This window comes from Sphingobacterium chungjuense, assembly GCF_011316935.1.
Taxonomy (GTDB): Bacteria; Bacteroidota; Bacteroidia; order Sphingobacteriales; family Sphingobacteriaceae; genus Sphingobacterium; species Sphingobacterium chungjuense.
This window is the reverse complement of record NZ_WLYS01000005.1, coordinates 47,712-67,894: the sequence shown is the minus strand read 5'-3', so window position 1 is coordinate 67,894 and position 20,183 is coordinate 47,712. Positions and strand designations below refer to the sequence as shown.

Annotated in this window: 20 protein-coding genes; 8 read left to right on the top strand and 12 right to left on the bottom strand. The window is 41.6% G+C overall.

The features are described from left to right. Positions 1 to 58: 58 nt before the first annotated feature. On the top strand, positions 59 to 670 hold the full coding sequence (locus GKO22_RS13065; RefSeq protein ID WP_166335733.1) for a WbqC family protein: 612 nt from the start codon (positions 59 to 61) through the stop codon (positions 668 to 670). A gap of 141 nt (positions 671 to 811) precedes the next feature. Here GKO22_RS13065 and GKO22_RS13060 read toward each other — a convergent pair whose 3' ends face one another. Genes GKO22_RS13060 through GKO22_RS13045 form a run of 4 tightly spaced genes read right to left on the bottom strand, consistent with a single transcriptional unit; the run spans position 812 to position 6,493 of the window. Continuing rightward, positions 812 to 1,819, bottom strand: coding sequence for a TlpA disulfide reductase family protein (locus tag GKO22_RS13060; RefSeq protein WP_166335731.1), 1,008 nt, complete (start codon positions 1,817 to 1,819; stop codon positions 812 to 814). Positions 1,820 to 1,831: 12 nt separating this feature from the next. Continuing rightward, complete coding sequence (locus GKO22_RS13055; protein ID WP_240920312.1) at positions 1,832 to 2,227, bottom strand: RagB/SusD family nutrient uptake outer membrane protein; 396 nt, start codon at positions 2,225 to 2,227, stop codon at positions 1,832 to 1,834. Continuing rightward, positions 2,228 to 3,322, bottom strand: coding sequence for a RagB/SusD family nutrient uptake outer membrane protein (locus GKO22_RS13050; protein ID WP_166335727.1), 1,095 nt, complete (start codon positions 3,320 to 3,322; stop codon positions 2,228 to 2,230). A 6-nt stretch (positions 3,323 to 3,328) separates the two neighbouring features. Further along, a complete protein-coding gene (locus GKO22_RS13045; protein ID WP_166335725.1) occupies positions 3,329 to 6,493 on the bottom strand; it encodes a SusC/RagA family TonB-linked outer membrane protein in 3,165 nt (1,054 codons plus the stop codon). Positions 6,494 to 6,912: 419 nt separating this feature from the next. Here GKO22_RS13045 and GKO22_RS13040 point away from each other — a divergent pair, with 419 nt between their 5' ends. Continuing rightward, positions 6,913 to 7,599, top strand: coding sequence for a hypothetical protein (locus GKO22_RS13040; protein WP_240920305.1), 687 nt, complete (start codon positions 6,913 to 6,915; stop codon positions 7,597 to 7,599). A 262-nt stretch (positions 7,600 to 7,861) separates the two neighbouring features. Here the strand turns inward: GKO22_RS13040 and GKO22_RS13035 are convergent, their stop codons facing one another. The 3 genes from GKO22_RS13035 to GKO22_RS13025 form a co-directional block, all read right to left on the bottom strand. Continuing rightward, a complete protein-coding gene (locus GKO22_RS13035; protein WP_166335723.1) occupies positions 7,862 to 8,932 on the bottom strand; it encodes an acyl-CoA dehydrogenase family protein in 1,071 nt (356 codons plus the stop codon). Then, positions 8,925 to 9,542: a nicotinamide riboside transporter PnuC gene (gene pnuC / locus GKO22_RS13030; RefSeq protein WP_166335721.1), complete on the bottom strand. Its 618-nt coding sequence runs from the start codon at positions 9,540 to 9,542 to the stop codon at positions 8,925 to 8,927. The genes GKO22_RS13035 and pnuC overlap by 8 nt, the downstream gene beginning before the upstream one ends. Before the next feature lie 84 nt (positions 9,543 to 9,626). Then, the gene (locus GKO22_RS13025; protein ID WP_166335719.1) at positions 9,627 to 11,120 is read right to left on the bottom strand and encodes a malate:quinone oxidoreductase; all 1,494 of its coding nucleotides are present in this window, start codon (positions 11,118 to 11,120) and stop codon (positions 9,627 to 9,629) included. Positions 11,121 to 11,395: 275 nt separating this feature from the next. Here GKO22_RS13025 and fabG point away from each other — a divergent pair, with 275 nt between their 5' ends. From fabG to GKO22_RS13005, 4 genes are all read left to right on the top strand, one after another. Next, positions 11,396 to 12,139, top strand: a complete 744-nt coding sequence (fabG, locus tag GKO22_RS13020) for a 3-oxoacyl-[acyl-carrier-protein] reductase (protein ID WP_166335718.1) — start codon at positions 11,396 to 11,398, stop codon at positions 12,137 to 12,139. 11 nt (positions 12,140 to 12,150) lie between these two features. Beyond that, positions 12,151 to 13,134, top strand: coding sequence for an acyl--CoA ligase (locus GKO22_RS13015; protein ID WP_166335716.1), 984 nt, complete (start codon positions 12,151 to 12,153; stop codon positions 13,132 to 13,134). A gap of 87 nt (positions 13,135 to 13,221) precedes the next feature. After that, complete coding sequence (locus GKO22_RS13010) at positions 13,222 to 13,986, top strand: 5'-nucleotidase C-terminal domain-containing protein (RefSeq protein WP_166335714.1); 765 nt, start codon at positions 13,222 to 13,224, stop codon at positions 13,984 to 13,986. Beyond that, the gene (locus GKO22_RS13005; RefSeq protein WP_166335712.1) at positions 13,961 to 14,929 is read left to right on the top strand and encodes a metallophosphoesterase; all 969 of its coding nucleotides are present in this window, start codon (positions 13,961 to 13,963) and stop codon (positions 14,927 to 14,929) included. Before GKO22_RS13010 ends, GKO22_RS13005 begins: the two co-directional genes overlap by 26 nt. 58 nt (positions 14,930 to 14,987) lie before the next feature. Here GKO22_RS13005 and recR read toward each other — a convergent pair whose 3' ends face one another. Then, entirely contained in the window at positions 14,988 to 15,602 is a 615-nt protein-coding gene (gene recR / locus GKO22_RS13000) for a recombination mediator RecR (RefSeq protein WP_166335710.1), read from the bottom strand. 165 nt (positions 15,603 to 15,767) lie between these two features. On the opposite strand from recR, the gene GKO22_RS12995 reads away from it, so the two are divergent. Next, the gene (locus tag GKO22_RS12995) at positions 15,768 to 16,472 is read left to right on the top strand and encodes an LOG family protein (RefSeq protein ID WP_166335708.1); all 705 of its coding nucleotides are present in this window, start codon (positions 15,768 to 15,770) and stop codon (positions 16,470 to 16,472) included. 90 nt (positions 16,473 to 16,562) lie between these two features. Further along, positions 16,563 to 16,715, top strand: a complete 153-nt coding sequence (locus tag GKO22_RS12990; RefSeq protein WP_116775662.1) for a lmo0937 family membrane protein — start codon at positions 16,563 to 16,565, stop codon at positions 16,713 to 16,715. Here GKO22_RS12990 and GKO22_RS12985 read toward each other — a convergent pair whose 3' ends face one another. The 4 genes from GKO22_RS12985 to trxB all read right to left on the bottom strand — a co-directional run bounded on the left by GKO22_RS12985 (position 16,716) and on the right by trxB (position 20,174). Continuing rightward, positions 16,716 to 17,417 (bottom strand): 2-C-methyl-D-erythritol 4-phosphate cytidylyltransferase, encoded by a 702-nt coding sequence (locus GKO22_RS12985; RefSeq protein ID WP_166335706.1) that lies wholly within the window; start codon positions 17,415 to 17,417, stop codon positions 16,716 to 16,718. 57 nt (positions 17,418 to 17,474) lie between these two features. After that, entirely contained in the window at positions 17,475 to 18,524 is a 1,050-nt protein-coding gene (gene queA / locus GKO22_RS12980; RefSeq protein ID WP_066752070.1) for a tRNA preQ1(34) S-adenosylmethionine ribosyltransferase-isomerase QueA, read from the bottom strand. 103 nt (positions 18,525 to 18,627) lie between these two features. Then, complete coding sequence (locus tag GKO22_RS12975; RefSeq protein WP_166335704.1) at positions 18,628 to 19,110, bottom strand: copper resistance protein NlpE N-terminal domain-containing protein; 483 nt, start codon at positions 19,108 to 19,110, stop codon at positions 18,628 to 18,630. Between the two features lie 101 nt (positions 19,111 to 19,211). Next, on the bottom strand, positions 19,212 to 20,174 hold the full coding sequence (gene trxB, locus GKO22_RS12970; RefSeq protein ID WP_166335702.1) for a thioredoxin-disulfide reductase: 963 nt from the start codon (positions 20,172 to 20,174) through the stop codon (positions 19,212 to 19,214). Positions 20,175 to 20,183 lie beyond the last annotated feature (9 nt).

Here is a 20,183-nt window from a genome sequence, read left to right as displayed (position 1 = left end):
ACAAATATCCTCAAATAAACTTACTTTTGTCCCATCTTGACACTGGATATTTATAGCGATGACAGAACAATTACTATTGCCCTCCTTTTACCTGCCGAATGTATCTTATTTTCAGGCTATTTACCAACATAAAGGAAGCATTTGTATAGAACAACACGAGCATTTCCCAAAACAAACGTACCGGACGCGCACGCGTATCGGTACGGCAAATGGTGGATTGGATCTGATTGTCCCTATTGTTCACGGCAAGAAAATGCATGTTCCAGTAAAGGATATTCGCATTAACTACGACCATCCTTGGCAGCGCTTACATTGGCTGAGTATAGAAACGGCGTACCGTAGTTCTGCTTATTTCGAATACTATGAGGATGATTTCACTCGCTTCTACACCGAAGAATTCGAGTTTCTGCTGGATTATAATATGGCACAGTTAGAGCTATTGTTGAAATTACTAAAAATCAATCGCGATATCGCCTTATCGGAGAGTTTTGTAAAGAAGATTGATGCCGAAATAGATTGGCGCACAGATGCTAAACCACAAAAGCCAAGTCTGATGACAGATCCAAATCCGTATTATCAGGTATTTGAAGAGAAAACAGGTTTTGTTCCAGATCTTAGTGTTATTGATTTGTTATTCAACCAAGGTCCGCAGTCCAGGTCTTTTTTATAACATAGCGTTTGGCGAGAAGTTGATAGAGATTTCGGTTTGTTTTCCTAAAGCATCATAGTTTCCTAGTATAAAAGCATTAAAAATCGGCGTATTCTCCTTAGAATACGCCGATTTCGTTATAACCATTTTAAGAATGCTCTACTACTTGTTGAGTAACTCTGCCAATTGTTCATCTAGTTGCTCCCCTTTAAGGTTTCTGGCTATGATCACCCCATTTTTGTCTATTAGAAAGTTTGCAGGAATGAGTCGCACGCCATACTTCACCACAGCATCGCCTGCCCAAGCTTTCGGATCATATACTTGTTGCCATGGCAAATTATCTTGCGCTACAGCCGCAATCCATGGATCAACCTTTTTATCCAACGATATACCAACGATCTCCAAGCCCTTGTCTTTATACTGATCATACACTTTTCTTAAATGCGGATTCTCTGCGCGACAAGGAGGACACCATGACGCCCAAAAATCAATCAACACGTAACCTTGTCCTAGATAGTCGGTAAGTTCTTTCTTCACCTCATCCTTAGTATACGCAGTGAAGTTTGGTGCCTTACTTCCGACAGCGATACCATCCAAAGTACCAGCAAGTTCATTTAGCACCTTTACATATTCGGTTTTCTTGAAGCCAGCATCTAGCAGTTTGATACTACTACGTAATTCGGCTGGAGTAAGCTTATACGATTGATATCGATAAAGGTAATACAAAGCAGCAATGGATTTAGGATTAGCTTTCAATTTATCTTCCAAACTTTGAGAACGATTAGAGAGTAATTCCTTTAGCAGATCTTGCTCGTGAGAACCTTTCACAACCGTATTCTTAAATTCATGTGATGGATCAAACGTAACTACAATTGGGTTTTTGTCTAGAAATATAATAAACGAATCGAATGGATTCACGCCAGATCCTTCTAGAGAAAGTCCGTATATTTCTGGTAGTTGCACTTTACTGTTAAAGCTAAAGGCGCCATTGGTGACGTTGGTTGAGTCGATCGTTGTAAACGATTTGTTTTCGTAACGTTGTAAGTATATTTTGCCATTAGGCTGCCCCACTACGGTGCCAGACAAGTTTAATTTATCTGCTTTACTCTGTGCCTGGATATAAGATACACTAAAGAAAAGCAGTACAATCGAGTGGAATAATGTCTTCATGAAATCAAGTGTTTAATTGTTTATTAATCTATTGGTGAGTATCTCGCCGTTCGGTAATGGAAATACGTAAGCTTCATCTGTAGGATTGACTTGTCTTGCAGTAAAACTACTCAGTGAAGGTTTGGTAGGGAAAGGAAGTAGATTTCTGGTGATGTCAAACGACCTTAACCCTTCGCCTAAAAATTCAATTCGGCGCTCTTTACCAATGGTTTCTAGAATGCTAGACGATGTCAGGCGTTGTTCCGGAAAGACATAGTTAGCATCCGAACGATTGCGCACAGATCTCAACAAAGAAATGGCTTTCGGCAAATTCCCGTTTGCACTCCGCACTTCTGCTTCTGCTAGGTTAAGTAGCACTTCCGCGTAACGAATTACGGGAACATAATCCGTGTTTGGATTTCTTTTCAGTTACTTGGCCAGCAGATAGAGTCGTAAGGTTTCGTCAAAGCGAACAAAAGACCTTCTCCGATCTCCTTCTGGCCACGATGCTTCTGAAATAATACCATTCGAACTGCTATTCAACACAAAGTCGGGAGCGTAAAAGAACACATTTGAAAGCGCAGATCCCGCTGGTGGATCTTCAGCCGACATCGGTAGAGAGAATATAGATTCTTCGGAACTGTAGTTAGTCGTAAAGATGGTAGCAATGTCTGCTACCAATCTATTGGTTACGCCATTAGTAGATTGGAATGGCGCTACTTCTTGCGGCACGATCTTCTGCGCTTCTTCCTTTACCTTGTCAAAATTTTGAGCGTTGAGATAAACTCTTGTTTTCAGCGCAATAGCCGTATTGCGGTGTGCTCTCGTCGTGTTCAATAAAGGTGTTGCGTAAGTCAGCGGCAAGTTTTTCTCCGCTAAATCCAGATCAGCAATAATCTGCGCATATACTGATGCGGTACTGCTTCTCGCTAAATCATTATTCGCTGAAGACGATTCTGGTTGCAAACGCAATGGAACTGCTGGATACGTACCATTATTATCAGCATATGGTCTGCCATAGAACGACACCAGATTGAAATAAGATAATGCACGTAGGAAATATGCTTCACCAAGATAGTGTTGCCGCTTCTCTTCTGTCAACACCGTTGTGGTAGCGCTAAGACCATCGATCAATATATTTGTACTATTAATCACTCTGTAAAATTGTGCCCACAACTCATTGACATCTCCAGTGAGGTTGGTGGTTGTATGCTCCCATACGTATCCACCTGTCAGTGCATTTTCGGTACGTATTACAAATTCTTCTCCGCGCAAATCACCATACATGAGCAAGCGACCACTATATAGATTGGCACTCTTCAAAGCTTTGTAACTCCCGTTTACCAGCCCCTCAATCCGCGACGCTGTTTGAAATACGCTCGACGAACTAATGGCAATCTCTGACTGCGTATCCAGAATCTTTTCGCAGGAAATCTGTGTAACCAGCGTACTTAGCAGACTAATTCCGACAAGTAAAACACGCCCTGTAATCCTTTTCTTATTTTTATTTGTTGTTGTGTTCATGATTTTCTAAAATGTAAGGTTCAAACCGAAGGTAAATGTGCGGCCTAGCCCAGCCGTGTTGTACTCTACACCAGGAGCCGTGTTCGAATCGCCGTTGGAAGAAACTTCAGGATCTATTCCAGTATAATTAGTCCATAGGAAAGCATTGTTCACCTGTGCGAATACACGTACTTTACTCAACTTTAGACTAGAAAGAAATGCATCACTAAATGTATAAGCTAACTGAGCCTGCTGTAATCTGAGGAAATCAGCTTTCTCCACATGCTCTGATATCGGCGTGGATCCACCAAAGGAAATACGATCTCCAGAAACTACACGAGGTACATTGGTATGCTGCCCTGGTGCCGTCCAACGATCCAATATCTCTGTTGAATTATTAAAAAATATCTGATCGGTCAATGTTGAACGTGTACGGTTCATGACATAATTACCTCCAGCGTAAGTAAAGTTGAGTACCAATTCTAAATTCTTGTACGCTACTCGATTATTGAATCCACCGTACCATTTTGGCAGCGCATTGCCCAACAAGTAAAAGTCATTACCTGATAAGGCTGTGGCATTAGTACCGTCCAAATACGTCCATTTCCCAAGACCATTGTATTGCACCTCCTCACCTTTGGCATTCAGAAAAACACGTTGTCCATTATCTGGATTCACGCCAACCGTCTTCAATCCGTATAAACTTCCAATCGAATATCCAACACGAGTTACGTTGGTATTCCCAGTTCCAGTGGCACCGATGATATCTGCATTGCCATCGGCCAATGCCGTCACCTTATTACGGATCGCGGAGAAATTAAAACCTACATTCCAAGAGAAATCTTTCTTGTTGATGAGATCTGCATTTACACCAAGTTCGAGTCCGCGGTTATACATGGCACCTACATTGGCTAAAATGGTATTGCCTGGGATTCCTTTAGATAACGATTGTGGTGTATTCAGAATCAGGTTATTGACATTATTATTGAAGTATGCGACTTCAAACTTTAGCCTTTGCTGCCAAGTGGAGAAATTAAGTCCAAAATTGGTTTGATCGCTCGTCTCCCACGATAACATCGGATTTCCTTGCTGACTAATAGCCCAAGTGCCCACATTGCCATACAGAGAAGCAGAATACAGGTCGTAAGAGCTATAATCGTTATCAAGATTTCCGTTGCCTACCCTGCCCCAACTAGCATTGAGTTTCACATCAGAAAAGATCTGTGCTAGTCCAGAATTTTGAAAGAAGGATTCGTCAGAAAGTAACCAACCCACAGCGGCACCACCGAAATTACCATACTTTCTACCTGCGGCAAGCGCAGAGTTTCCATCTCGGCGGAAGTTGACCGTAAGCAGGTATCTATTCTGAAACTCATAGTTGAATCTAGAGAAAAATGAAGCATAAACGCGCTCTCCTCTCCGATTGCCAGCGGCCACAACATTGCGCCAACCACCTTGATAGTAATCAAAGAAGTCATCGGTAGCTTGTGTGGCTGTAGCTCCCCATGAGGACAACTTATTGCGCTGTACATCGGATCCCGCAAGTAAACTAATCGTATGTCCTACCGATAACGCTGCGTTATACTGCGCCGTACTTGTCCATATTTGATTCAATCTACTCACAGATGTGTTGGTGACAGATCCGCCAGTATTATATCCGTCAGATCCCAGCAACGGACTGCGGTAGGCTTCATCCTGAATATCGATGCGATCCACGGCATAGAGCGAAGTAAGTACCAATCCTTTTACTGGCGTTACCGTGGCGCTAAAGTTCCCAAGGAAGTGGCTATTGTCGGATTGATTGCGCGTAAGATCAAAAATAGATACAGGATTATAGAGCGGAATAGTTGTCGTATTAGCTCCTGATCCCAATGTACCGCTATTTGGGTTGAGGTGATAACTACCATCTTCATTGTAAGCGGGAATATTAGGTGGTAATACCAGCGCCAACCGCGTCGCACCAGTCGTAGTCATGGAAGCACCAGGTAAACTACTTGAGTCAAACGAATGATTGCTACTGCTACTATAATTTCCTCCTGCTGAAAGTTTGAGCCAAGAAGTCGTTTGATTATCGAGGTTGAATCGTACACCATTTCTAGCGAAATCATTACCTACTAAAAAGCCAGATTGATCAGTGGTATTAGCAGACAGATAATAGTTAACCTTCTCCGTGCCACCAGCGATATTAACCGATTGATTGTGCGCTAATCCTGTTCTGTATACATAGGATTTCCAATCGGTATCTACCAATGAGCCGTCGGCTAAATAACTTAAGAAATAAACGGGGTTTCTATTCGTTCCGTCGATGGCAGTCGCATTGGCGATCGATTCATTCTTGATCGCCGTGTATTGCTCTGCGTTGAGAACATTAGGAATTCGAGTGGGATTAGAAATGGAAATCCAACCATCGTAACTGGCTTTTAAACTTGCCTGTTTTCCTCTTTTGGTCGTCACGAGGATAACACCACCTGCAGCTCTTGAACCATAGATGGAAGTAGAGGCAGCATCTTTCAGTACGCTGATCGATTCGATATCATTGGGATTGATATCGGCCAATGGGTTATTGGATGCTCTTGTGCTAGAAACTTGTCCGCTTGTGACGGGTATTCCATCTATAACGATCAAGGGCGAAGAATTCAATGAAATAGAATTGGTCCCTCGAATGCGTATCACGGGCGGACTATTCAATTGTCCGTTGGGCAATGCCACGCTCACACCAGGAGCTTGTCCCATAAGGGCTTGATCGAAACTTTGCACCGGACGATCTACTAATCGATCACCTTCAATAGTAGCGATAGATCCAATAAAGTTTTTTCTTTTTTGATTCCCATAACCAACCACGACGATCTCCTCCAGCTCTTCCTCTGACGGTTGTAGTACGATATTGATCGGAGATTCGGAAACGGTTACCGTTTTTGTTTTATATCCAATGTAAGATATGGTTAATTGGATTGGAAATTTTTGTCCAGTTACTAGTTGATAATATCCTTCGTGATCAGTCTTCGCACGATGTGTTACTGTTTCTAATTGTACGGTGGCTCCTTCTATAGGACGACCGTTGATACTGTCTCTCACAACGCCTTCTAATTTTGCATTGACAATTGGTGCTGTTTGTTGGGCGCTCAATTGAAATACAAAGAATGAGAGGCAAATGAAAAATACAGTAGATCGAGATAAGCGTATGCTATCCATAAATTTGAGTAAGATAATAGAGAAAAACAAGTGCCAACGCCAATTGTACTTGTATGATTTTTTTTGTTAAAACACGGTAGTTCAGCGAATTTTCGGATCAGTCATTCTGTCCAATATCTGCCGATTCGAACAAGAAACCAATGGCCGAAATTCTTGGCTGTTAAATGATCTGCATTCGCATCTGCTGCATAAGTAATAATTTCATGACTTCATTTTTTTAAGAGTAAAATATTCGATTTGGTAGAACGCAAACATACAAATAAAATATACTAAATACATGGATTTAATATAGTTTTATTCGCTTTAAATATACTTAGAGTGGGAAAATACCACATATTTGCAGTCTATTAGAAAAACATTTTTCGCTATAAAAACTTTATTCCCCTCTTTCATGTTATCTGTTTTATATGCAGATTTTCATGAAAAGATTAGTCCTATTTTTACTAGCGGTACTTTGGATAGCTCAGGCTAGTGCGCAAACGGATGCTGATACCACCACCATACATTATAGCGGACCAGATACTCTGCATTATAATAAAATCTATTATTTTGGTGGAACAGGAATTGCCTTTCCGCTTGGAAAATCTAAAGATGCACTTTCTGCACAAGCATTCTCTGGAAGTATTGGCTTGGATATAGCGTTGCGTAATCCTCGCTACTTTATTATACCCACTCTATTTACCTTAGGTTTCAATTATAATCAGCTTGAGAACGATCCAGAGTACAACAGGACGCTGGAAAATGGACAGGCCACGATCTATGCGCTTAGCCTTGCTGGCGGTATTCGAAAGCAAGTGAATAGATTGAATACTTATGCTTATGCCGGACCGGCATTTGCGATGGACGTCGAATCTCGAATTAATGATATTGGCAACGATCGTACACGAATGGAAAAAATTTACAGTTTTTCTCCTGCAGTCAAATTTGGTGTAGGATCTGATTATAAATTTCGTGGATTTTATTTAGGCCTTGAATTAGATTATATGCACCATTTTAGAAATATTCAAGGAAACCCTGTCAATGTGCTAACTGTTATGGTTGGTTTGAAATCGGATATCACCAGTTTCAGTGATCAGGTGGTACAAGTTATCAAGCCTAAGGATTAAGAACAGAAGGCCGAAACGATAATTGATTAACAATAAAATAACAACTAAGTGATAATTATTAAACATGGAATAACTATCTTTAAATAATTAAAGTAAAGATATTATGATTAAAGATGAAGAATTAGAATTTCAAGAGCCGATTCAACCACTAGAATGGTTGTACGACGGAGATGATTTGAACCCACTGGAAGATTAGACACCTATATCTCCAGTGGTACTTGTAGTAGGATGCTTAAACCGATCGGTTTAAGTTTTTTTTTGCCTAAGATTGTAGCAGCGCGTGCTGCGTAGCCGTAAAGAAATTACGGAACAACATGTTTAGCTCGGAATCTGACTGAGCAGCCTCTATCCCACATTTCACATGCATATCTAGTACATGAGATCGCATCATACGTAAGCTTTCTCGTGTTAATATGCCGATTTTTTCATAAATAACTATATTATCGTCTTCCTTATTGTGAAGTAAATTGCTCCAACTTTCTGACATTAAATCGTACAAGTTTTTTCTTGTATTTTCTGCTAACTGCTGAGCGACGTCCAACTCTCTAAAAAACGTTTTACCATGCTTTTCCTGCCATTCGCCATTCTGTGCGCGTATATAAAAATTCTTTTGAACTATATCTGTATATCTAGAATACATACCTAAATAATTAACAAATAAGGTACATTCTGCAAATGGCTGAAATGGATATTGAAACAGCTTAGCCGCGTGTATAGCAGCGTCCGGATGAAGCTCAAAACTGTTTTCGATAGGCACAAAGACATCCTCTATCGTAAAGCTGTGACTAGCCGTAGCTTCCAAACCAAATGTATGCCAATCGGGTTCGATCAACACGTGCTCACGCGGCACGAAAAATGATTTTGTGACTTCAGGTTTTTCAGAAGATTTCATTTCAGCATCAATCACCATGGCATTGCAAGTAAAATGCGTAAGATGTGGCGCGCCAGTTGCATAGGACCATCTACCTGTTAATCGATAACCGCCTGCTACTTTAATGGCTTTTCCAGATGCGCGTCCGCTCCCACCAAAACAGACATTGCCTGTTCTGAATAAAGCATTTGCGGTAGCAGAATCAATAAATCCGACAAACATGTTTGCCCCAGCACACAGCGTAACTGTCCAACCCAGAGATCCATCCCAATAAGCTAAAGATTCTAATAATCGACATCCATCGACTAAAGACTGCTCCAATCCGCCGTATTCCTTTGGTACCCAAAGATCAAACCAGCTATTTTCCCTGATTTTTTGCAATATTACATCGGGCAGCACTCCCGCTTTGGTACCAAAACTTTGATGTTCCTGTATGAGATTGATGATATCTTGGCTAAGCATGTGTGTTTTGTGTTTTCATGATATGACGCCATTTGGCGAAGCCGATAAATGCAACGATGAAGAGAAAAGTGGTCAGTAAGGCAAACAAATACAGTTCTTTGTGCACCAGTAATGGAATGGCAAAAAGGTTACTCAAATTGAGTAAGAGCCAGTTCTCGAGCTTTCTGCGTGCTAATAGCCACATACCTGCCCATGCGGTGCAAGAAACCCAAGCATCCCACAACGGTACATCTGAATCGGTGAAGGATCGTAAAGCAAAATACAGCAATGCAAAGCCACCAATCACAATAGTTAGCACAATGCTCCAATCACGTCGATTGGCAATCGTAATAGGTTGCTCACTTTGGATTCGATTGCTCGTCCAATACCACCAACCGTAAGCGCTCATGACCAAATAATACACATTGAGTAAAATTTCGGCGTACAGCTTTGCGCCGTAAAGTGCGGCCATACCCAGCACAATACCCATAATACCAACTGGATAATTCGCGATCTTGTTGTTTTTGGACAACAATACCTGACAGATGCCAAATAGCACCGACAAACGCTCGACCCACGATGTTTGTTCGAATGCCTGCGCTAAAGATGTGGTGAAGGTGACAATATCCATTTTTGTTCGCTAACTGTGTTGTGGCGCTTTTCGAGTATATAAAAAGAGCCTGACTAGCAGGCTCTCTAAAATGTATGTAAATGCTTAATTAAGCTTCAAGGTATCGTGTGTCCATTTTCTTGTGCTGGCACATAGCTCAGCATCGTCATTCAGATTTTTGCCCCACGATGGAATCATCGTACGTAATTTAGTTCGGTAAGCATCTGACTTAGCACGATCTGGGAAACATCTTTTTAAGAGGTTAATCATTACTGCTACGGATGTAGAAGCACCTGGAGAAGCTCCTAAAAGCGCTGCAATCGACCCATCTGCGCTAGAAACTACTTCTGTTCCGAATTCTAAAATCCCGCCATGAACCGGATGTTTTTTAATCACTTGAACACGTTGTCCAGCCTTCTCAATCTCCCAATCTTCCATCTTCGCCGTCGGCATGAATTGCTTTAAGGCATCCAATTTATCCTTTGGTTTTTTCATCACTTCCGTAATGAGGTATTTGGTCAACGGTAGGTTATCTAATCCAGCGGATAGCATTGGACGTATGTTCGATAATTTGATTGACGCAGGGAGGTCAAAGTAAGAACCTTTTTTGAGGAATTTGGTAGAGAATCCAGCGTAAGGACCAAATAGTAAAGCTTGTTTACCATCTATATAACGCGTGTCCAAATGTGGTACAGACATAGGTGGTGCTCCTACGGAAGCTTTTCCATATACTTTGGCGTGATGTTGCGCAATCACTTCTTCGTTGGTACAACGCAGCCATTGTCCGCCAACGGGAAAGCCACCATAACCTTTTGATTCTGGTATACCTGATTTTTCTAGCAAAAGTAATGAATGTCCGCCAGCCCCAATAAATACGAATTTTGCTTGAATATTTTTTCTAGCTCCCGTTTTAAGATCTTTGGTTTCCACCTGCCATCTACCATCAGGCAAACGTTCGATATCTTTCACTTCGCTGCCTGTAGAAAGGTTGATATTTTCTTTTTTATCTAAGTAAGAGATCAGATCACGCGTCAACGTTCCAAAATTCACATCGGTACCAATATCCATTTTAGTAGCCGCTATCTGCTCCTGGGCATCACGCTCTTGCATCATCAATGGGATCCAATCGTTCAACAAAGATTTGTCTTCCGAGTATTCCATTCCTTTAAATAGATTGTGCTGCGTTAACGCATCGTAACGTGTTTTTAGGAACTGAACGTCTTTCTCACCAAACACCGCAGACATATGCGGTACACGACGAATGAACTCTTCGGGGTTCTTGATCACATTATGTTCTACCAAATACGACCAAAATTGCTTAGAAACTTCATATTGCTCGGCAATGGAAATTGCTTTGCTGATATCCACAGAGCCATCGGGACGCTGTGGCGTGTAATTCAATTCACATAGAGCAGAGTGTCCTGTACCGGCGTTGTTCCAAGCATCTGAACTTTCAGCAGCTACCGTATCCAATCTTTCTAGAATTTCAATTTTGATATCAGGACTTAGCTCGTGGATGAGTGTACCTAAGGTTGCACTCATGATGCCCGCCCCGATCAACACTACATCTACTTCTGTCTTTGTCGTCTTTTTACCCATCGTAATCTTGTGTGATGCAAATTTAACATTTGAAGCAGGATTCTGCGAATCAAATTGTCACAAATCTTTCATTAATTATAAGAATTTCCCAATATCTGCTTGCTCGAAATACTAAGTTTTAAAACAGCAAAGCGAAGATGAGAAGACCATCTACGGACGATCATTATTCTGTTAAGTTGCTATTATAACAATTATTTAACATTTTTGCACCTGCAATTTTAAACAGTTTGAGCCGTTTAATCTATGCAAAACAAAAAATCTAATAAAAATTACAAATGAAACTACTTGCAGGTAAAACCGCATTAATAACGGGCGCTTCAAAAGGAATAGGCCGTAAAATCGCTGAGGTATTCGCACAGCATGGTGCCAATGTGGCATTCACGTACCTTTCCTCGGTAGAAAAGGGGCAAGCTTTGGAAGTTGCGTTACAAGAGCATGGTACGCAGATCAAAGGTTATCGTTCGGATGCATCTAAATTTGATGAGTCGGAACAATTAATTGCTAATATTGTGACGGATTTTGGTTCGTTGGATATTGTAGTTAACAACGCAGGTATTACGAAAGATGGCTTATTGATGCGTATGGGTGAAGATGCTTGGAACGATGTAATTGACATTAACCTTAAATCTGTTTTCAATGTGACCAAAGCAGCTACCAAAGTGATGATGAAAAGTCGCAAAGGATCTATCATCAATATGAGCTCGGTAGTCGGTATCCAGGGAAATGCAGGACAATCAAACTATGCTGCTTCTAAAGCAGGCATCATCGGTTTTTCAAAATCCATTGCAAAAGAATTGGGTTCTCGTAATATTCGTACCAATGTAATCGCGCCAGGTTTTATCCGTACGGAAATGACCGATATTTTGGATGAAAAAGTGGTTTCTGGATGGGAAGCTGGTATTCCAATGAAACGTGCTGGTGAGACAGAAGAAGTGGCGAACGCTTGTTTGTTCTTGGCTTCAGACTTATCTAGCTATGTCAACGGCCAAGTATTGGCGGTAGACGGCGGTATGTTATAATAAATAAAGAAATGTTGCCGGAAGCAAACGCTATATTCACCATTCGTGACGATGAAGCATTTAATGCCCAAGCGCTAGCAGTTTTTCGCTTTCAGGCTGCACATATCGCTATTTACAGGCGATATATCACTTATCTGGGTAGAAATGTATCTGATGTACATCATTATACAGAGATTCCATTTCTACCCATTGAGTTTTTCAAAACACAATCCGTGATCGCGGAAGGGCAAAAGCCTCAAATCACTTTTACGAGTTCGGGCACGACAGGATCTGTAACCAGTAAGCACTTGGTAGCCGATCCTTCGATCTATGAACAAAGTTACAATCAAGCTTTTCAACTATTTTATGGCGATCCTTCGGAAATGGCCATTTTGGCCTTATTGCCATCGTATCAAGAACGCGAAGGATCTTCGCTGATCTATATGGTCAATGACCTTATTTCCCAAAGCCGAGTGCCAGAAAGCGGTTATTTCCTATCAGATCATCAAGCCTTATTTCAAACGCTTACTACGCTGAAAGATAGAGGTATAAAAACAATGCTGTTCGGCGTGACCTACGCCCTACTCGATTTTATAGATGCCTATCCGATTGATTTTCCCGATCTGATTGTGATGGAGACTGGCGGGATGAAAGGTCGCCGTCGTGAGCTGATTCGGACAGAATTACACGATCTGCTGCGAGCGGGTTTTGGTGTACCGCATGTACATTCCGAATATGGTATGACCGAACTGCTTAGTCAGGCTTATGCCAAGCAAGATGGGCTTTTTCAAACTCCCCCGTGGATGAAAGTGTTGATGCGTGACACCAACGATCCACTCACGTTGTTACAAAATCGGCAGACAGGTGCGATCAATATTATAGATCTAGCCAACACGCATTCCTGTGCCTTTATCGCTACCCAAGATTTAGGGAAATTGCACTCCGATGGACGATTCGAGATTCTAGGTCGATTTGACCACAGCGATATTCGCGGTTGCAATTTGCTAGTGCAATAGTTCCCTCTCATTTATCGTAAAAATAATAGGACGGCGGACTACTGTTTCGATAATTCTTAATAGTTTTGCCTCGTATTACCATTTAATATGATATATATTTCGTTTAAATCTATTTTGCCCTGTAGTGCTGCTCTATTATTCGCTATCAGCGGTTGTAAGACGACACATTGGCAGAAGAATAACTATCAACCCACCAAGCTAGCAATCGATCAGCACATAGAACCCGATTCCAGTTTTACCAATTACATTGCGCCATACAAACAACGCTTGCAAGCGCAAATGGATACCGTGATTGGCCAAACCGCACAAATGTTGCCGCGATCTACTGTGAATGGACAGAGCTTGGCAGGTAATTTCTTTGCAGATGCTCTATTAGCGCTCGGAAAAGTCTTGGATCCGGAAGTTTCCTGTGCATTAGGCACCCAAGGTGGGATTCGAGTAGATATCGCACAGGGAGATATTCAGGTCGGTAAAGTCTTTGAGTTGATGCCCTTTGAGAATTCCATTACGGTACTTACGTTGAGCGGAGAAGATCTTTTAGTCCTTGGTAAATTCATTGCGAAGACCAACGGACAACCGGTCGCAGGCATGTCTGTTACGATCAAAGATCAGCAACTAGTATCGATGAAAATACAGGACAAACCAGTAGACAAAAACAAAACCTACAAATTAGTCACCTACGATTACTTAGCCAATGGTGGTGATAATATCGAAGGCATCGGAACGCCCGTAGCACGTCTAGATACGTCAATGCGAGTACGCGAAGGATTGATCGCATACATTGAATCTCTAAGCAAACAAGGAAAACTAGTTAATGCACAACGCGATGAAAGAATTATCATTGTACAATAGACGCAACTTTATCAAGAAAGCAGGTGCGCTAGGCGCATTAGCAACGTTAGGCACGTTACCAAGCTTCGGAAAAGGAAAGCGTGGAAAGGAAATTAAACTTACCATATTGCATACCAATGATGTACATAGTCGTATTGAACCATTCCCGATGGATGGCTCAAGGCTACAAGGCTTAGGTGGAGTGGCTCGCAGAAGTACATTGCTTAAAAATATTCGCCAAGAAGAGCAAAACGTGCTCTTACTTGATGCCGGAGATATGTTTCAAGGCACACCTTACTTCAACCTATTTGAAGGAAAGGTGGAATTGGAACTGATGTCTAAGATGGGCTATGATGCCGGCACGTTTGGCAATCATGAGTTTGATAATGGCTTGAAAGGTTTGCTCAAGCATTTCGACAAAGCTAATTTCCCATTCATTACCTCAAATTATGATTTTAGTGATACCATATTAGCTGGTAAAACGAAGGAATACATCATTCTGGAAAGATCAGGCTTAAAAATCGGTGTCTTTGCGGTCGGGATTAAACTAGACGGCATGGTAGATCCGAATAACCACAAGGGTGTTAAATATTTAGATCCCATACCTGTTGCCAACCATTTGAGCAAAAAATTGCGTAGCGAAGAAAAATGTGATATGGTGATCTGCCTATCGCACATCGGGTACGAATACAAGACGGATCAGGTTTCTGATTTAGTGATGGCTTCGCAAACGCGTGGAATTGACTTGATCATCGGCGGACATACGCACACTTTCTTAGACAGACCGACAGAAGTAAAAAATCTGGATGGCGAAATCACGTTGGTAAACCAGATGGGATATGGAGGCGTCAATCTTGGGCGTATCGATTATTACTTCGATAAAAAGAGCGGCAGCAAGCGCTATCTGGCACAGCATTATACGGTCGATCCGAGCTTGCGCGAAGATCAGCAGATGTGGAGCTAATAAAAATGGCGGTGATTGGGAAAAATCACCGCCATTTTTTACGATCAACTTATACATCTTATCCTACCTTACGTTCATAAGGCACACGAGTCATGATGGAGCGACCTAATGTGACTTCATCTACATATTCTAGCTCGCCGCCAAATGCAATACCACGCGCGATGGTGGATACTTCAATCGAAAACTCCTGCAACTTGCGATAGAGGTAAAAAATCGTCGTATCACCTTCCATTGTAGCGCTAAGTGCTAAGATAACTTCTTTGATATCCCCTTGTCGCACACGATCTACCAATCCATCGATTCGTAAATCTGCAGGTCCTACGCCATCCATGGGTGAAATCAATCCGCCCAACACATGATACACACCTTGATATTGATTGGTATTTTCAATCGCCATGACATCGCGCGTATCTTCTACCACACATATCGTTGTGCGATCCCGTTTCGGAGATTGGCAGATCTCGCAGGTATCAGTATCCGATATATTAAAGCATTGTTTACAGTATTTGATATGCTCCTTCAACTGCGTGAAGGCTTGAGAAAAACGGTTGACGTCTTCCTTAGATTGTTTGAGTAGATGTAGCACCAAGCGTAAAGCCGTCTTTTTGCCCACGCCAGGCAACTTTCCAAACTCTTCCACAGCCTGCTCCAATAGTTTAGATGAGAAATGCATGCACAAATTTACAAAAGAAAATAGATATCCGAATAAGCCTTAGAACTGGTAATGGCAGTTCTTTTTTTAATGACAACGAAAATACTTATATTGCTTATGTCGGCCTAACGAGCGTGACAAGAAAATAGAATTATAGATTATAAAAGTGAGATTTCGATATTTTTTATGGCAAAAGACGATAGAATAAGCCGTTCCTTCGCGAACAAAACGTGGCAAGAAATTAAAGTAAAAGACTCTTGGCAAATTTTTAAAATTATGTCCGAATTCGTAGACGGATTCGAGAAGTTAGCTAAAATTGGGCCTTGTGTGTCCATTTTTGGATCAGCACGTACGCCCAATGATCATCAATATTATAGACTAGCGGTAGATATTGCAGGATTGCTTGCCGAGCGTGGCTATGGAGTGATCTCTGGCGGTGGTCCTGGAATTATGGAGGCAGCTAATAAAGGTGCTTACGAAGCTGGTGGAAAATCGGTAGGATTGAATATTGATTTGCCTTTTGAACAGTTTCATAACAAATATATTGACCGCGATAAGCTGCTGGAATTTAACTACTTCTTCGTGCGTAAAGTCATGTTTATGAAGTATTCGCAAGGCTATATTGTGATGCCAGGTGGCTTTGGCACAATGGATGAACTTTTCGAAGCAATTACTTTAATTCAAACCGGTAAAATTGCGCGCTTCCCTATTGTGATGGTAGGCAGCGAGTACTGGTCGGGTTTGTTTGAATGGATTCAGAAGACGATGTTGGGCAATCATTACATCAGCGAAGAAGATCTAAACCTGTATCGAATGGTAGACACCGCCGAAGAGGCGGTGGAACATATCTTTAGATTTTACGATAAATATCTGCTCAAACCCAATTTTTAGTTTTTTGCAATTATTCAAAAACCTATATGGTGATTATTTGTTGATAAGATACATTTAAACAAATAAAGGTTTTATTAAACATCAATCACTATGGGAAACATATTGTATTTAATCGCAGTTATTTTAGTCATTATCTGGGCAATCAGCTTTTTGGGCGGATATGCCACAGGCGGAATTATTCACGCCCTATTAGTTATCGCAATTATCGTGGTGCTATTACGTGTAATACGAGGAAATGCGTAACTAAGTAGATAGTTTATCCAAGTATATCTGGGCAATATCGAGGTCTTCAGGGTGTGTGATTTTCAAATTGAAATGATCACCTTCTAAGATGCTGACGATATTGCCCATTTTTTCGACCACGGAAGCGTCGTCTGTAAAATCATCTACCTCCATCTGCTGGTAAGCTTCAAAGAATAAAGTGGCTGCAAAAATCTGTGGTGTTTGCACTTGCCAAACCTGATCCCTCCTCACCGACTTACTATTATCGACTTCACCAATGCGAATGCTATTGGTACTTTGTACGGCAGGAATGACTGCATGTAATGTATGCGCTGCTGCGAACAAATTCTGAATTAATCTACCAGATACAAGCGGACGGGCGCCATCGTGTACCGCAATGAGTGCGTTAGCTAATTGCGTGTCTGTATAGTTTCGTTTGATAAAATCAAGGCCATTTCTCACCGACTGAAATCTTGTCGCTCCGCCGACGACTACATGATGTACTGCCGTGAACTGATGTTGTTGACAAAGTTCTTCCCAATACATTTGCATGCTAGCCGATAATACCACTATAATATGCAATCCTACGTCTGCCTGCTCAAACCGACGAATCGTGTGCATTAATACGGGCAAATTTCGCAGCAGATGAAATTGCTTGGGCAAAGTGCTGTTCATTCGCGAACCCACTCCTCCAGCAACGATGATAACAAACTTGTCGGACATAAAAAAAGCGCAAGTCGAATTAGGACTTGCGCTCAAAGTTATTATTATTTTGCTAATTTAGATAATCAACATGGCGTCTCCATAGCTATAGAAACGGTATTTCTCCTTTACAGCCACTTCGTATGCTCTCATGGTATTTTCATATCCAGCGAACGCTGCGATCATCACCAAAAGTGTAGATTCTGGCGTGTGGAAGTTGGTAATCATCGAATTCGCGATACTGAAATCATAAGGCGGGTAGATGAATTTACTTGTCCAATCATCACTCGCTTTCAAATGTTTATCGGCAGATACCGCAGATTCAATAGCACGCATAGATGTCGTGCCTACAGCACATACACGTCTTTTGCCATCGATTGCTTTGTTTACGATGCGAGCCGCTTCATCCGTAATGATGATTTGCTCCGAATCCATTTTGTGCTTAGTCAAATCTTCTACCTCTACTGTACGGAATGTACCTAGACCGACGTGTAAAGTAATTTCAGCAAAATCAATTCCTTTCAACTCTAGACGCTTCATCAACTCGCGAGAGAAATGCAATCCCGCTGTTGGAGCAGCCACTGCACCTTCGTTCTTAGCATAAATCGTCTGGTAGCGGTATTTATCTTCTGGAGTTGCTTTACGGGTAATGTATTTTGGCAAGGGTGTCTCACCCAAAATCTCGATATTACGACGAAATTCTTCATCTGTACCATCAAAAAGAAAACGAATCGTGCGGCCACGTGATGTAGTATTATCTACCACCTCTGCTACCAATAAATCATCTTCACCGAAATACAACTTATTACCGACACGAATCTTACGTGCTGGGTCTACCAATACATCCCACAAACGAAGTTCTTTATTCAATTCACGCAATAAGAAAACCTCAATCGTAGCGCCCGTTTTTTCCTTATTACCATACATCCGTGCCGGAAACACTTTTGTATTGTTCAGGATCATGACATCTTTGTCATCAAAATAGTCTAATACGTCTTTAAAGATCTTATGCTCGATCTGTCCTGTTTCGCGGTGAAGAACCATTAATCGGGATTCGTCACGGTTTTCGCTAGGCTCTGATGCCAAGAGCGATTCAGGTAGATCAAAGTTAAATTGAGATAATTTCATCGTTTTTCAAAAAATTAAGTCCACGTGGCCTACAGAGCTACGCTTCTAAAAATAAGGGCAAAGTTACACAATTTTATAGAAATTATTGGTCACTCATCTTGCCCTATTCTGTCGGGAAACGCTGATGCTTATCGTGCGTAGCATATTCCTGCTGTTTCACCAATCGGTATTCTTGCGGAGTTGCTGTTTCAGATACATTTTCCGGATTATCCAAGAACGTTATTTCATCGTCTCCTAAGCGAAAGGAATAATCTACTTTACTGCCTTTTAGCACGATATAGGTTTCATTGCTCTCCCATTTGATTTCGCCTTTATCTTCAATTATTTCTGCCCCACCATTCATACTCACTTTTACCGCAAAGGTATTATCCCGATTGATAGTTACTTCCATAATCGTACTGTCTTTACCTTTTCCCGGTATGGTGCCTTTGTAATTACCGGGCCAATCTAAAAAATTGCTCGCCGCATGAAGCGAATCTATCGCTGGATTTACTTCTGGTCCATCATTTGATTCAGCTTTATTTTTATTAGCCGATGTACAAGATATGGCCAGAGCCAATGGCAACATGAATAGTAATGATTTCATATTCGTATTTTTAATTAGTGTGATATAGAAACACAAAAAGCGTCGTTTCTTTTAAGGGAAACGACGCTTTTTGCGTTTTGTTTGGTTAAGCTATGAAAGTTCTATGCAAAAACTTCTTTAGCCGCTAAATAACGTTCGGCTTCTAATGCGGCCATACAACCTGTACCAGCTGCCGTGATAGCTTGGCGGTACACATGATCTTGCACATCACCACAGGCAAATACGCCTGGGATATTCGTAGCCGTCGCATCGGGTTTTGTAATGAGATAACCGGTTTCGTCCATATCCAAAATTCCTTTAAACAAATCAGTATTCGGCGTATGCCCAATCGCAACGAAGAAACCTGTAATATCTAGATCTTTGACTTCCTGAGAAACATTGTTGATAACGCGTAATCCCGTAACCACTTGTCCATCACCTAACACTTCTTGTGCTTCCGAATTGTAGTGTACTTCGATATTTGGCGTATTGAGCACGCGGTGCACCATTGCTTTAGAAGCTCTAAACTCATCACGACGTACTAACATGTGTACTTTCTTACATAATTTTGCCAAGTAAGTCGCTTCTTCGGCGGCCGTATCACCAGCACCAACGATCGCCACATCCTGTTCTTTGAAGAAAAATCCGTCACACACGGCGCAGGCAGAAACACCAAAGCCATTGTATTTTTGCTCCGAATCTAAACCCAACCATTTGGCAGTAGCACCTGTAGAAATAATCACCGTATCTGCGGTAACCGTTTTTGTATTATCGATTTCTACGGTGTGAATGCCGCCATCGGTAGAAAAATCTACTTTGTTGACATATCCAAAACGTACCTGTGTACCAAAACGCTCGGCTTGAGCACGCAAATCTTCCATCATCACGGGGCCAGTTATTCCTTGGGGATATCCCGGAAAATTATCTACTTCAGTTGTTTGCGTCAACTGTCCACCGGGTACCATACCGGTATAGATTACCGGTTTGAGGTCTGCACGCGCAGCGTATATTGCAGCAGTATATCCTGCTGGTCCTGAGCCTATAATCAGGCAAGGTACGTGTTCTATTTCTTGTTTGGTTTCCATATGTAATGT